Here is a 13,612-nt window from a genome sequence, read left to right as displayed (position 1 = left end):
GCAGGTACGGCGTCATGTACGAATCGTCCAGATGGCGATGCCTTCGCCGACCTCGTACACAATATCTGCTGCCGTCCCCACGATTGCCGTCAGCACCACGGCGTTCATCCGCTTCACGGGCATGACCGCACCCGAGCCAACAGGGCAGATCTTGCCGGGAGCTGCTAGCGTCACACCGGAAGGGCCTGGACTGGATCAGGCACCCAGAGTGCTCGCGGTCTTCGTCTTTGAAGCTGGACCGAGAGTGGCCTAAGCGTCGAGGCTCGACCGATCATCGCAGAGAGGCAGGTTCGTGGCGGTCATTGTGAGGGCATCGACCAAACGGCGGCGGCTCACAGACACGGCCGACGACCCTCGTGAGCGGAGCATGCGGCCGAGGCGGTGATCGCGGAAGCGGAAATTTGCCCCTGTCAGCACAAAGAGCCAATGACTACTGAATTCGTTGGGCCGGCTTCTCGGAGGGGACTCGCTATCGCCACGTTCTCCTTGATGTCAGCTCTGTTCGGATCGAGCGCACCGAACGGCCTCTTCGATGGATGGATCTGGCCGAAGGCCGGCTGAAGCCTCGACCGCCTATGGCGCAACAGCGGCGTCACAACTTTCTTCCCCTGCCGGCTGCGCCGTCATTCCTCGCGCAAGACAAGAAAGTTCCTCCTTTGCTGTCGAGCCCCTGCGGGGTGCGCCGTCGATCGCCTCCGGCCTGTCGATCACCATCGAGGCCGCAAGGTGCGGGCTCGGAAAACAGAGATCAAGGAGAACTACCATGGCGACCATCGGCACCTTCAAGAAGACCGGCGACAACGAGTTCACCGGCGAAATCGTCACTCTCTCAGTCCAGGCCAGGAACGTCCGCATCGTCCCCGAAACCACCCGCTCGGCCGACAACGCCCCCAGCCACCGGATCTATGTCGGCCGTGTGGAGATCGGGGCCGCCTGGTCCAAGCGCTCCAACGAGGGCCGCGACTATCTGGGTCTCAAGCTCGACGATCCGAGCTTCACCGCTCCGATCTTCGCCAACCTCTTCGCCGACGAGGACGGTGAGGGCTTCAGCCTGATCTGGTCCCGCCCCAGCCGTCGCAACGGCGACTGACCCGACCCAAGATGCCTCGCCCGGCTGGCCCGGGCGGGGCATCGCCTTGCTCAAGAGCTGGCCGCGCAGAGCTTCCGTCCGTGGCGACGGAGCAGGTGTGGACGGCGGAGCAAAGTCCCGATCAGCGACCGCGGACCTGTCCCGCCTTGATCGGCCGTCTTTGATTAGCTTCCAACACGGTTTCGACGATGTCTTCCCAGTCAGGGCAAACTGCAACCAAACGATCCAGCACCGTGGGATCCCGCTCGATCTGGCCGAGCGCTTGAGCGCGCCATTGGTCGTTGAAGCTGATGCTCATCAACCCCAAACATTCGACGACCGAACTGTCAGGCGGCAAGTGTTCCAAGATTGCCGTCACTATGCCGGTCCATTGTTGAAGCAGACGCCACTGCCCAGCGGTGGCCCCGGTCTCCAATTTCTCTTGAAGGAGATCAATCAGCAAGAGGAAGCGAATTCGCCAAGGTTGGGGCCTGAGGTCCGCGACGTAAGCGTCCACGACTTCGCGGATGTCGGCTGGCAAGTGCTCGTATAAGGTCATAGTAGCTTTCCATCCGTCCAATGCCCTCTAGTTCCTTTGGCTAGCACGTGCCTTTGCAAGCAGAGCAGATTTGCCCGAAGCCGCCCATCCACTTGTGCGTGACGCAAACGCGGAGTTGGTTCTCAACGTGTCAGTGCGACGATGCAGCACAAATACACTCTGTCAGCGAGCCGAATGAGGATGAACCGCCGTTCGTTTAATCAGATCGGTTGCTTCGACGCCTAGCGCCTCCGCGATTCGGCCGAGCACTGTCACGCTGGCCGATACATCGGCGCGTTCAATTGCACCGATGTAACGGACACTCAGTCCGGCGCGATCGGCCAACTCTTCCTGCGTCATCTTCTTCACATGGCGTATCCGACGCAGATTGATCGCCATGATCTCCTTGAGATCCATGGCGACAAGGGAACTCACACCGGCACGATCGTTCCAGGAACGATCGTTCCGATTCATGCGACGCCATGTTATTCATTTCTTCTGGGGTTGGGCCTGGTTTACCGCTTCCGGGGAGCGCCGTGATGCGTCCCATGCATCGCGCCGCGACAAAACGTCTCCTGATTCTTTCGCCTTCTGCGAAAGTTTCGCAGTACCTGGAACTGTGCAACGCATTGCTTCGATCGGAAGGGGATGATCGCAATGAACGAGGTGTCATTCCAGGATCAGCCGCCGTTGACCGCCCGCGTCAACGCCTATGACGAGCAACATCTTGCAATTTATCTTCGGTTGTTAATGGCTGAAGAAGAGGGCGCCGACTGGCGTGAGGTCGTCCAGGTGATCTTTGGTCTCGACCCTGCTCGAGAACCCGATCGTGCCAAAATTGTCCATGACAGCCACCTCGCTCGCGCCAGATGGATGACGGAAGCAGGTTATCGGTATCTGTTGGAACCGCGGATGCAGTGAGGAGGCGCCGCGCTCTCCTCTTACGCAAATTGCGATCACGCGCGATGCAACCTTTGGGTCTAGTTTGCCGGAGGGTCTTTCCGGATCGTGGCGTGTCCCTCGTTCGGGACGACAAAACAAGAAACGAGAGGAAACACCATGCCGACCCAGTACTGGCGCTCGCCGGAGACCATCGAACGCCTGAATCGCCTTGAACGCCCCGGCTTCGCCCTCGAATTCCTCCGCCGCAATGCTGAATACCGCCGCGAGTTCGCCCACACGCAGCGCCAGATTGCGCGTGACGGCGGTGATGCCGAGACCCTTCGTGCGACTTTCGCACGGCGATGGAGGTTGCGGTTTCGCCCATGACCCCGCCGCTCCTGTTGGGCAAGAACCAACCATCTGGCTGCCCGAGGCATCACCTGGAACTTTGCTCCTGGAGCCCGCGCCGCCGGGTTTCGATGCTCTTCGTTCCATCGACCGCAGTGCTTTTGGGCAGTCGCTCCTCGAGTGGACGGATCCCGACGGTCGCGAACTGGTAATTGCGGACGGATCGGGTGAGCTTCATGTCCGGTTGCGTGACGAGCAGGGCGTACGACGTCCCGCCGTGCTTCTGCCTATCGACAGCATGGCGGAGCTGCGGCTCGACGTCGCGTTACACTTCGTCCGCCGGCTTGACGGCCAGAGTATCGGTCTTCTACCAGCGGCCCTGCGGCTGACGCCCTTTCAGAAACGGCGATTGATTCAGCTCCTTCACGCCTTCGACGTTCACGACCTGGGCGGCGGTCCGCGAGACGTGGCAGCGAAGGTGCTCGCCTCCGACCATGCCCAGCGTCGTTCGGTCGAATGGAAGGATTCGCATGCCCGACGTAAGGCGAACCGGCTCATTCACGATTCGATCGCCCTGGTCGAACGGGGCTATCTGAAACTCCTGCGCGGCCTCTGACCGGCCCTTCGATCCCTCCAAGCTATCCGCCGTGACGACGTTAGCCTGCGCCCCGCTGGTAGCGCCCGGGCTCGCCTGGTCGCAAACGGGGGGACACGCATGTTCAAAAACTTTCGTCCACCCCCAACGTCCGAACTCTCCGCCATTTTGGCCCCGACACGCCGCGCCTTGGCTGCGGCGCTTTCAGGCAAGACGGAGATCTCCCATGCTCGACAGGCCCGCGCAGCTTACCACGCGCTACGTGCGCACCCCCGAGGCCGCGCGCCTTCTCGGAATCTCGCCACGCACGCTGGAGAAATATCGCTGCCATGGCAATGGCCCGACCTTTCGCAAGCTCGGCGGTCGCGTTGTCTACGCCGTCGGCGATCTCGAAGCCTGGGCCGATCGGGCCGCCTGCAGCTCAACGTCGGATCCGCGCTACGTGGAGGCCCGCGCCGCTAGCCACGCGCATCGCTAGGGGCAGGGCTCGGCATGTCGTCGCGTCGCCTCATCACTTCCAGCGAGCGAAGCAAGCTCGACCCGTTCGTTGTCGCCACCGGCGACGCCAGCCCGCGCGACCAGCGAGACCTGATGGAGCGGCCATTCTTCTCGCTTGCCAAGGCCAAGCGGACGGCGCCGATCGTCTACCAGGCCGGCGACGTGCGCGTCGAGGTCTATGCAGTCCCAGAGCACGGTATGGCGACCATTTGGGATGCCGACGTGCTGATTTGGGCGGCAAGCCAGATTGTCGAGGCCGAGAACCTTGGTCTGAAAACCTCGCGTTTCCTGCGCTTCACGCCCTACCAGCTTCTGACCGCAGTCGGCCGGCGGACCGGGGCCCGCGACTACAAGCTCCTGAAGGGCGCGCTGGCCCGCCTGCAGGCGACCGTTATCCGCACCAGCATCCGGCAGGACGAGCATTGGCGGCGCCACCAATTCTCCGGGATCAACGAATGGGAAGAATGCGCGCGGCGCGATGGCCGCGTGCAAGGGATGGAATTTGTTCTTCCTGACTGGTTCTATCGCGGCGTCATAGATCGCTCACTCGTTCTCACGATCGATCCCGCTTACTTCAGCCTGACTGGCGGGATTGAGCGTTGGCTTTACCGCGTCGCGCGCAAGCATGCCGGCCGACAGCCGAAAGGCTGGATCTTCGAGATCGCACACCTTCACGCGAAATCCGGCAGCCTGGTGCGTGTCTCTGATTTCGCGCTGCAGATCCGGCGCATCGCGGTACGCCAGCCGCTTCCCGGCTACCAGTTGCACATCGAACGCGAGGCGCGCCGCGAACTGCTCCGCATTGTGCCATCAAAATTATCCACATCCCCTGTGGGCAGTGCTGTGGAAGCACTCGGGACTCCGCACGCAAGCGGTATCGGTATTTCGCACGCAGGCCTGTCGGGACTTCGCACGCATGACTCTTATTTAGAGTCTAACTTAGAGTCTAACTTAGAATCTAACTGTTGTAGTGGGCTCGTGCGTCTTGCGGATAACGCCGACGCGTCGTCGTTCGCTGACCCGCCGTCGACCAAGCTCCCAAGTCAACCATCTCTGCCCCTTCTCGACGACAAGGCGGGAGGCAGGAGATGATCGTCGCGCTCCTTAACCAGAAAGGCGGTGTCGGCAGGACGACGCTCGCTCTTCACCTCGCCGGTGAATGGGCGCTGCGCGGCAAGCGTGTGACCCTGATCGATGCCGATCCCCAGAGCTCGGCATTGGACTGGTCGAAGCAGCGGGCGCGGGAAAACGTCGTACGGCTGTTCGGCGTCGTTGGCCTCGCGCGTGACTCGCTCCATCGCGAGGTGCCGAAGATCGCGCGCACCGCCGATCATGTCGTCATTGACGGACCACCGCGCGTTGCCGGTTTGATGCGCTCCGCGCTCCTGGCAGCAGATCTCGTGCTGATTCCGGTGCAGCCGTCGCCGTTCGACGGTTGGGCATCGGCCGAGGTGCTCGCTCTTCTGCGCGAGGCCCGTATCTATCGCCCGCAGCTCGCCGCGCGCTTTGTGCTCAACCGCTGCGACGCGCGCACGGTCATCGCCCGCGAAACCGCTGAAACTCTCGCCGATCACGATCCGCCGGTGCTCGTCAGCACGATCGGCCAGCGCGCCGTCTTCGCGGACGCCGCGCAGTCCGGCCGACTCGTCTTCGAGCTTGCCGAAGAGAGCGCTGCCGCCCGCGAGATCGCCGCGCTCGCCGCCGAGGTCGCGAGGATCTCACCATGAGGGAGCGCTCCACCAAGCGCGGCTTCGCCTCGCGACCCGGCGATGTCGAAAGCTGGATCAAGGCCAGCGACGCACCGCGACGTCGCATGGATGACGCAGCCACATTCACCGCGCGCCTGACCATCGACGTCACGCCAGCGCTGCGCGGCCGCGTCAAGGTCGCTGCGTTCCAACGCGGCGTCACGGTCGCCGACATGCTGCGCGAACTGCTGGCGCGCGAATTCCCCACTGATGCCGGAGAGCTGTCATGAACGACAATGAGGCCTTACCGCCGCGTGCTGTGCCGCCCTCGCATCGGCGCGGCGTTGCGCTCACTCAAGTCGAACTAACCTGGATCGAGAAGAGGATCGAGCATTGGCTGCGCTTCGGCCGGCGCACTGAAGAGAAGATCCTCGACCGCCGCCGCAGCGTATCGAGCTTTACGCCCGGCAGCATCTTCGGCTTCGTGCGCTGGGCATCGAATGACTACGGCACTGTCATCTCACGCATGGACATCGTGCGCGCCATGGAGGTCGGCAAGCCCTATCAGACGCTGCCCTTCGTGCGGCCCGGCGGCGAGATCCTGCTGCGTGTCGACAGCTGGCCGAAAGTCGAGCGTGTGCTACAGGCGGTCGACGCCATCGAGGCGCTCAACATCGATCCGGCCGACGTCGCGCCGGAATACTGGCGACATCTCCACAACCGCCTCACCGCCGGCCACGAGCCGCGCGCCTACACGCGCGAGCAGCATGTGGCCTGGCTCAAGCGCCGGAGCGTCACGCCATGACCCCCTTCGGCTACGTCATGGTGACGTACATAGCGATGCTGGCCGCCGGCGGCCTGGCGTTCTTTCATCCCGCGCCGCGGCTGATCTGGAATGCCACCGCGAGCACGCCGACAGGGTTTTACGCGCTGCATCCAGTTGGAGAGCTGCACGCCCTGGAGCTGGTCGTGGTGCGGCTACCGGAGCCGATCGCGGGATTCCTTGCTGATCGCGGCTTTCTTCCGAACGGAGTGCCGCTGCTGAAGCATGTGATGGCGCTGCCCGGGCAGACCGTGTGCCGGTCCGACGACGCCGTCACCGTCGATCACATCGAAGCCGGCGCCGCACATGATCGTGACCATCTCGGCCGTCCGCTGCCGCGCTGGAGCGGTTGCCACACCCTCGAGCCGGGCGAGGTCTTCCTCATGAACCCGACCGTCCCGGACAGCCTGGACGGACGCTATTTCGGACCGCTCCCCGTCACTTCGATCGTCGCGCGCGCGGTCCCGCTTTGGACCGACGAGGCCGGCGACGGCCGCTTCGTCTGGCGCGCCGCCACCCATTGACCCGCTTCCCACCCAGCAACCAAGGAGGATTCCCATGACGCAAATCGGTCAGTTCACCCGCGATAAGTCTACCTTCACCGGCCGCATTCAAACGCTCTTTTTCGAGCGGATTCTCACCCTCACCCCAGTCGAATCCTCGGATGCCGAGAATGCGCCGGACTACCACATCCGCCTCGGCGATGCCGACGGCCCGGAGATCGGCGCGGGCTGGAAGCGCACCGGAGAGAAGGCCGGCGAGTACGTTTCGCTCATCATCGACGACCCGACGCTTCCGCGGCCGATCCGCGCCAATCTCTTCCAGTCGGGCGACGACAAATCGGCCTGGACGCTGAACTGGAATCGTCTGCCCCAGCGCGCCGATCGGGACTGATCGCATGCAGGATCCTGTCGCGCGTGCCGGCAACCGGGCGAATCAACGGTCCACCTATTTATTCGGAGGAAAGCCATCTCACCCCTTCGTCCCGCTCGAACGTCAGTCGGCCTCCGCGCAGACCAGCGGTCAAGGGCGGGGCGGCCCGCCGCGCATACCCTTGACGGACGAGAGCATGACGTTTTGCTCGCGTCATGGCGGAGACGCGGCGAGCTTTGCCATGCTCCTGATAGCCGTTCTGCTGATGATTGGCGGCACGATGCCGGCAGTGTCCGCAGAGAGAGCGCCGGCGCGCGGTCAACCTGCGAGCGACCGCTATGTCACTTATGTGGCAGAAGCTGCGCTGCGCTTTGGCATTCCGACTGCATGGATTCGTGCCGTCATGCGCATCGAGAGCAACGGCGATCGGCGTGCCCTCTCACCTAAAGGCGCACTCGGTCTGATGCAACTTATGCCCAAGACCTGGGAGGACATGCGCGCTCGCTATGGTCTCGGACGCGATCCTTTCGATCCGCATGACAACATTCTCGCTGGCGCCGCCTTCCTTCGTGAACTCCACGACCGCTACGGCTCGCCGGGCTTCCTCGCGGCCTACAATGCAGGTCCCGGCCGCTACGAGGATTTTCGCGATAGACATCGTCCACTTCCCGCCGAGACGACAGCCTATGTCGCAGCCATTGTCCCTTTTGTCGATGCGGAGAGGACGCCAGGGCCTCTCCTCGTCGCGGCCCCCTCTCGTTCATCCTGGACTCAGGCGTCGCTCTTTTTCGGCCACGTTGACGAGCCGTCCTCCGCCGCGCCAGCTGCATTCGATCGACCGACGCACGACAAGCCGGCTGTCGCTCCTGTGCACGATCTCTCGGCCATCGCTCCGCAATCAGAAGGCCTGTTCGTCGCGCTCTCCACAGCGGGGCGACCGCAATGAATGCGCGGTGTCGCCAAAAGAATAAGGATGCCGATCTATGCTGTCCCGTCGCGCCCATACTGCGGAAATCTCGGCTGTTGTCGCGCAATGGCGGCGCGCCATCGCGATCCGATGTGAATTCGGGCCCTGGCGTACTTCAGCGCCGATCGGCGAAAAGGGAAGAGCAGGCGAGGGAGACCAGCAGGCAACGACCGAACGAGGGCGAGATAAAAGGCCGCAATGTGCGGCTCGATCGGTCGGTTGTTGTTGCTTTGTTTTTTTTCTGATCCGGCAATGTGCGGCTTCGGCACGCAATGTGCGCCCCACTATCAACTCATTGCACGGATTCTGCATTGCCCACATTGTCGAGGCCGGCCATGGCTGAAGAGAGCGATTTTCAGCCCCGGCCTGGCCGCATCCGCTCCTCGCGAAGTCAGCGGGCCAAGCCCTTCATCGCCCAGGCGCTTGCGGCTGCTCAGCGCGCCGGTGGTGGCATTGCGCGAGCCGGCCAGCTAGCCAACCATCGTCACTCGCGCTTCGGCCGGGGTCGGGTCGCCAGCGTGCGGGCAAATCGTCTGCTCACCGGCCGCTCGCGTCTGGTGACGATCAAGACCCGCGTCGTCCGGCATAGAGCGAGGTCGGCGCCGCTGGCCACGCATCTCGGCTATCTCCGGCGCGAGGGCGTCACCCGGGACGGGGAGAAGGCCCTCCTGTTCGGCCCGGACACCGAGGATGCTGATCCGAAGGCCTTTGCCGAGCGCTGTCAGAACGACCGCCACCATTTCCGCTTCATCGTCTCGCCCGAAGACGCGCCCGATATGGCCGACCTTAAGGGCTTCACCCGCGAGTTGGTCGGTCAGATGGAAGCGGACCTCGGCACCAAGCTCGACTGGGCAGGCGTCGACCATTGGAACACCCAGCACCCGCACGTCCACATCATCGTGCGTGGCGTCGCCGAGGACGGCCAGGACCTCGTCATCTCCCGCAACTATATCAAGGAGGGGATGCGCGCCCGCGCGCAGGACCTGATCACGCAGGAGCTTGGACTGCGTTCCGAGCTCGACATCCACCGCTCGCTTGAGCGCCAGGTCGAAGCCGAGCGTTGGACACAGCTCGACCGCCAGCTGGTTCGCGATGCAGACCGGCATGGGGTCATTTATCTTGCACCTAATGCGGCCGAACCGCCCGATCAGTTCCATGTGTTGAAGGTCGGCCGGCTGCGACGCTTGGAGCGCCTCGGCCTCGCGCATCAACTCGGGCCCGGCCAATGGGTCATGGACGAGGGCGCCGAGACGACCTTGCGCGAGCTCAGCGAACGCGGCGACATCATCAAGCGCATCCACCGCAGCCTGACCGAACGCGGCATCGAGCGGGGGAGCGCGAGCTACGTGCTATCTGGTGAAAGCCTCGACGTTCCCGTCATCGGACGCCTCGTCGATCGCGGTCTCGACGACGAACTCAGGGGGAACGTCTATGCTGTGATCGATGGCGTCGACGGCCGTACTCACCACATTAGGCTGCCTGACCTCGACGCTGCCGGCGACAGCGCACCGGGCTCGATCGTCGAGCTCCGCAAGTTCGATGATGCGAGAGGACAGCGTCGCGTGGCGCTTGCCGTCCGCTCTGATCTCTCGATCGAAGCGCAGGTGACGGCAAGTGGCGCGACATGGCTCGACCGGCAGGCGGTCGCGCGCGATCCGGTGGCGCTTGGCCAGGGCGGCTTTGGCGCCGAGGTCCGCGACGCCATGCAACGGCGGGCCGAGCAGCTCATCGAGCAGGGCCTCGCAGAACGCCAGGCGCGTGGGCTGGTCTTCGCGAAGAACCTCATCGGTACGCTGCGCCGGCGGGAGTTAGAGGATCTCGGCAAGCAGCTCGCGGCCGAGACCGGCCAGCCGTTCAACCCGTCGGCTGCCGGTGAATATGTCGCCGGTGCTTATCGGCAGCGCTTCGCGCTCGCCTCCGGCCGCTTCGCCATGGTCGACGACGGGCTGGGCTTCCAGCTTGTGCCCTGGACGCCCTCACTCGAAAAGCAGCTCGGCCGGCATGTCTCCGGCGTCGCCCGCGACGACGGTGGCGTCGATTGGGGCTTTGGGCGCGGTCGGGGGCTCGGCCTGTGAACGATCTCTCCAATCCCCGACGTCAGGAAAGGGCGGCGGCCATGTCCGCGACCAAGATTCTCTGGGGGCAGGTCATCACGGTCTTTGCGATCGTCCTGCTGACGATCTGGGCCGCAACGGAATGGACGGCCTGGCGGCTCGGCTTCCAGCCGCAACTCGGGAAGCCCTGGTTCGAGCTGCTCCGTTTTCCTTTCTATCTCCCGCCGGCCTTCTTCTGGTGGTGGTACGCTTACGATGCCTATGCGCCCTCTATCTTTACTGAAGGCGCCTTAATCGCCGCATCCGGCGGCATCATAGCCGCGTCTGTCGCGATCGGCATGTCGGTCTGGCGCGCCCGCGAAGCAGAGAACGCTGAGACCTATGGCTCCGCGCGATGGGCTGAGGCAAAGGAGATCGAGCAGACGGGGTTACTCGGGCCCGACGGCGTCGTGCTCGGCCGGTTCGAGCGCACCTACCTCCGCCATGATGGACCGGAGCACGTGCTGTGTTTCGCGCCGACCCGGAGCGGAAAGGGCGTCGGTCTCGTCATCCCTTCGCTGCTGACCTGGCCCGGCTCCGCGATCGTCCACGACATCAAGGGCGAGAACTGGCAGCTCACCGCCGGCTTCCGCAGCCAGCACGGCCGCGTGCTTCTGTTCGATCCGACCAACGCGAAGTCGTCGGCGTACAACCCATTGTTGGAGGTCCGCCGCGGCGAGTGGGAGGTACGCGACGTCCAGAACATCGCCGACATCCTCGTGGACCCGGAGGGCAGCCTGGAGAAGCGGAACCATTGGGAGAAGACCAGCCACGCCCTCCTGGTTGGCGCGATTCTCCACGTCCTCTATGCCGAGCAAGACAAGACCCTCGCGGGCGTCGCAGCCTTCCTGTCCGATCCGAAGCGGCCGATCGAGACGACCCTCGCCGCGATGATGCGGACCGCGCATCTCGGTGAGGCCGTTGTCCATCCCGTGGTCGCTTCCGCTGCCCGCGAGCTGCTGAACAAGTCCGGCAACGAACGCTCCGGCGTCCTGAGCACCGCCATGTCGTTCCTGGGTCTTTACCGGGATCCGGTGGTGGCTGAAGTGACACGGTGCTGCGACTGGCGGATCACCGACATCGTCGGCGGCGACCGGCCGACCACGCTGTACCTCGTGGTGCCGCCGTCGGACATCAACCGCACCAAGCCGCTGATCCGTCTGATCCTCAATCAGATTGGCCGTCGCTTGACCGAGGATCTCCAGGCCAAGGCCGGCCGGCGCCGTCTCCTGTTGATGCTCGACGAATTCCCCGCGCTCGGCCGGCTCGACTTCTTTGAGTCCGCGCTGGCCTTCATGGCGGGTTACGGAATCAAGAGCTTCCTGATCGCCCAGTCGCTGAACCAGATCGAGAAGGCCTATGGGCCAAACAACTCGATCCTCGACAACTGTCACGTCCGGGTCAGCTTCGCGACCAACGATGAACGGACCGCGAAGCGGGTGAGCGACGCACTCGGCACCGCGACCGAGATGAAGGCGATGAAGAACTATGCCGGCAGCCGGCTGGCACCTTGGCTCGGCCACCTCATGGTGTCGCGATCGGAGACCGCCCGCCCGCTGCTGACGCCTGGCGAGATGATGCAGCTCCCGCCATCAGATGAGATCGTCATGATGTCGGGTCTCCATCCGATTCGAGCGAAGAAGGCGCGCTACTACGAGGACGCGAGATTCCAGGAGCGCATCCTGCCGCCGCCGACGCTGACCACACCCAACGACCGACGGCTGGACGACTGGAGTTCACGGCCACTGCTGCCGCGCCCAACGGCATTAGAGGTGTCGACCGATGTCCAGACGGACGAAGATCCCAAGACCGCGGATCGCCGGCGGCAGCCGGAACTGGATCGAGATATCGTGGAAAAGAAGGAACCGCTCGACAACGAGTTCACGCCTGACCTCGCCGACGAGTTCGATGAAGATGCCCCGCGGATCAGGCGCATGAACGACATGATGCAGGGCGTCGCGCGGCAGGCCTCGCTCGATCCCGGCGATGAGCTTGGATTGTGAGGCAGGCATGATCGCAGCGCAGAAAAAAGTCCAGATGTCGGTCTATCTCGATCCTGATGTCATGAAGGCGCTGTCGGCCTATGCCGCCCGGCGCGAGCAATCGCTGTCGCTCATCGCCGAAGCTGCCATTGCGTCCTTTCTGTCTCCGGACGCTGACGAGCGGCGGGAGGCTGCTACTGCCAAGAGACTCGACCAGATCGACCGCCGGATCGCGCGCCTTGAGCGGGATGTTGGAATTTCAGTCGAGACCATCGCTCTCTTCATCCGCTTCTGGCTCACGACAACACCGCCACTTCCTGAACCGGCCGCCATGGCCGCAAGGGCACAAGCGGGAGCACGTTATGATAACTTCGTGGCCGCTCTGGGCCGCCGACTCAATCAGGGCCCGAAACTGCGGCAGGAAATACCGGAGGATGCTCAGCAGACCGGCCCGTCTCAAGGCGACTAGGGAGTACGCGACGGTGGTCGAACTCCAATCGAAAAAGTAAGCCAGTGAATTGGATGGCGGCCTCGGACCTCCGAAAATCGGGATTTTCGCGACTGTTCCTGAACCTGTGTCCAACGGGATAGCCCACCGACGCAGACCACAATGACAACAACACACGCCATGTAGAGGATAGCCTCGGAGGTTCCTTGGTACAATTGTCGGGAGGAGATATATCGCAAGCCCGAAGCCGCGGCATCGTCAACTTAATCGACCGCCGAGCTGAAGGAGACGCTTCTCAAAGGCTCGAGATTAGGCGATAGCGCTTGTCGTGGAGATCTCGCGCCAAGTCGCAAAGGCTCGCTCGCGCGAAGCGCGACGGAAGTCGGCAGTGACGGCTCCCTGATAGGGGATGTGGAAAAGGTTCGCGACCGGATTGTGAACTGACAGAAACCGTTGAGCCTGACGGGACAGTTTGAAATGCTTCATGATCCGCACGCGTCGCCGCGTCGGCTGATGAGAATTCTCGGCCCGATTGTTGAGAGCTTTGTGCTGGCGATGTTCGACGTGAAAGCCCATCTTCGCCCTCGCAGCGCCGTACGAACGGAGCTTGTCCGTGATCACAACGCGCGGCGGCGTGCCGGCGGATTTCAAGAGCTTCTTCATGAGCCGCTGCGCAGCGCGCGAGTCTCTTCGGCGCCGGCAGTCGAACTCAATCGGCTGGCCTCGTGCGGGGCGGGGCGCGCATACACCGGCTCGGCGGGCAAGATCACCAATTGCCAGATCGGAGTGTCGGCCAGAGCCCCTGTCA

General features: G+C 63.6%; 17 protein-coding genes and 1 pseudogene. 15 read left to right on the top strand and 3 right to left on the bottom strand.

What is annotated here, in order from left to right; all coding sequences use genetic code 11:
- The first annotated feature begins 763 nt into the window (after positions 1-763).
- Positions 764-1,090, top strand: a complete 327-nt coding sequence (locus ABIA42_RS30675) for a DUF736 domain-containing protein (RefSeq protein WP_370118134.1) — start codon at positions 764-766, stop codon at positions 1,088-1,090.
- Positions 1,091-1,211: 121 nt separating this feature from the next.
- On the opposite strand, the gene ABIA42_RS30670 is transcribed toward ABIA42_RS30675, so the two are convergent.
- Positions 1,212-1,628, bottom strand: coding sequence for a hypothetical protein (locus ABIA42_RS30670; RefSeq protein WP_161532356.1), 417 nt, complete (start codon positions 1,626-1,628; stop codon positions 1,212-1,214).
- Between the two features lie 162 nt (positions 1,629-1,790).
- Positions 1,791-2,024 carry a helix-turn-helix domain-containing protein gene (locus ABIA42_RS30665; RefSeq protein WP_161536890.1) on the bottom strand — a complete coding sequence of 78 codons (234 nt, stop codon included), beginning with the start codon at positions 2,022-2,024 and terminating at the stop codon, positions 1,791-1,793.
- Positions 2,025-2,264: 240 nt separating this feature from the next.
- Between ABIA42_RS30665 and ABIA42_RS30660 the strand changes: the two genes are divergently transcribed.
- The 14 genes from ABIA42_RS30660 (at position 2,265) to ABIA42_RS30595 (ending at position 12,825) form a co-directional block, all read left to right on the top strand.
- Positions 2,265-2,528 carry a DNA -binding domain-containing protein gene (locus ABIA42_RS30660; RefSeq protein ID WP_161532355.1) on the top strand — a complete coding sequence of 88 codons (264 nt, stop codon included), beginning with the start codon at positions 2,265-2,267 and terminating at the stop codon, positions 2,526-2,528.
- Positions 2,529-2,666: 138 nt separating this feature from the next.
- The gene (locus ABIA42_RS30655; protein WP_370118140.1) at positions 2,667-2,876 is read left to right on the top strand and encodes a transcriptional regulator domain-containing protein; all 210 of its coding nucleotides are present in this window, start codon (positions 2,667-2,669) and stop codon (positions 2,874-2,876) included.
- Between the two features lie 61 nt (positions 2,877-2,937).
- Positions 2,938-3,453 (top strand): DUF2285 domain-containing protein, encoded by a 516-nt coding sequence (locus ABIA42_RS30650; protein WP_202633087.1) that lies wholly within the window; start codon positions 2,938-2,940, stop codon positions 3,451-3,453.
- 205 nt (positions 3,454-3,658) lie between these two features.
- Complete coding sequence (locus ABIA42_RS30645; protein WP_370118143.1) at positions 3,659-3,910, top strand: helix-turn-helix transcriptional regulator; 252 nt, start codon at positions 3,659-3,661, stop codon at positions 3,908-3,910.
- Between the two features lie 14 nt (positions 3,911-3,924).
- Positions 3,925-5,022, top strand: coding sequence for a replication initiator protein A (locus ABIA42_RS30640; protein WP_370118146.1), 1,098 nt, complete (start codon positions 3,925-3,927; stop codon positions 5,020-5,022).
- Entirely contained in the window at positions 5,019-5,657 is a 639-nt protein-coding gene (parA, locus tag ABIA42_RS30635) for a ParA family partition ATPase (protein WP_370118148.1), read from the top strand. Before ABIA42_RS30640 ends, parA begins: the two co-directional genes overlap by 4 nt.
- Entirely contained in the window at positions 5,654-5,908 is a 255-nt protein-coding gene (locus ABIA42_RS30630) for a hypothetical protein (protein ID WP_370118151.1), read from the top strand. Before parA ends, ABIA42_RS30630 begins: the two co-directional genes overlap by 4 nt.
- Entirely contained in the window at positions 5,905-6,423 is a 519-nt protein-coding gene (locus tag ABIA42_RS30625; protein ID WP_370118153.1) for a DUF2840 domain-containing protein, read from the top strand. The genes ABIA42_RS30630 and ABIA42_RS30625 overlap by 4 nt, the downstream gene beginning before the upstream one ends.
- A complete protein-coding gene (locus ABIA42_RS30620) occupies positions 6,420-6,965 on the top strand; it encodes a S26 family signal peptidase (RefSeq protein WP_172645925.1) in 546 nt (181 codons plus the stop codon). Before ABIA42_RS30625 ends, ABIA42_RS30620 begins: the two co-directional genes overlap by 4 nt.
- 34 nt (positions 6,966-6,999) lie before the next feature.
- Positions 7,000-7,335, top strand: a complete 336-nt coding sequence (locus ABIA42_RS30615; RefSeq protein ID WP_370118157.1) for a DUF736 domain-containing protein — start codon at positions 7,000-7,002, stop codon at positions 7,333-7,335.
- A 4-nt stretch (positions 7,336-7,339) separates the two neighbouring features.
- Positions 7,340-8,260, top strand: coding sequence for a lytic transglycosylase domain-containing protein (locus tag ABIA42_RS30610; RefSeq protein WP_370118160.1), 921 nt, complete (start codon positions 7,340-7,342; stop codon positions 8,258-8,260).
- Positions 8,261-8,616: 356 nt separating this feature from the next.
- Positions 8,617-10,356 (top strand): relaxase/mobilization nuclease domain-containing protein, encoded by a 1,740-nt coding sequence (locus ABIA42_RS30605; RefSeq protein ID WP_370118163.1) that lies wholly within the window; start codon positions 8,617-8,619, stop codon positions 10,354-10,356.
- Between the two features lie 41 nt (positions 10,357-10,397).
- Positions 10,398-12,377: a conjugal transfer protein TraG gene (locus ABIA42_RS30600; protein ID WP_370118166.1), complete on the top strand. Its 1,980-nt coding sequence runs from the start codon at positions 10,398-10,400 to the stop codon at positions 12,375-12,377.
- A 7-nt stretch (positions 12,378-12,384) separates the two neighbouring features.
- Positions 12,385-12,825: a CopG family transcriptional regulator gene (locus tag ABIA42_RS30595; protein ID WP_370118169.1), complete on the top strand. Its 441-nt coding sequence runs from the start codon at positions 12,385-12,387 to the stop codon at positions 12,823-12,825.
- Positions 12,826-13,067: 242 nt separating this feature from the next.
- On the opposite strand, the pseudogene ABIA42_RS30590 reads toward ABIA42_RS30595, so the two are convergent.
- Positions 13,068-13,503: pseudogene (locus ABIA42_RS30590) on the bottom strand (DDE-type integrase/transposase/recombinase); the annotation flags it as partial.
- Between the last annotated feature and the right edge of the window lie 109 nt (positions 13,504-13,612).

The sequence above is a fragment of the Bradyrhizobium sp. USDA 327 genome (assembly GCF_041262065.1).
GTDB classification, from domain to species: Bacteria; Pseudomonadota; Alphaproteobacteria; order Rhizobiales; family Xanthobacteraceae; genus Bradyrhizobium; species Bradyrhizobium liaoningense.
Note: the sequence above shows the minus strand (reverse complement) of the source record. Positions and strands in the feature narration are given on the sequence as shown.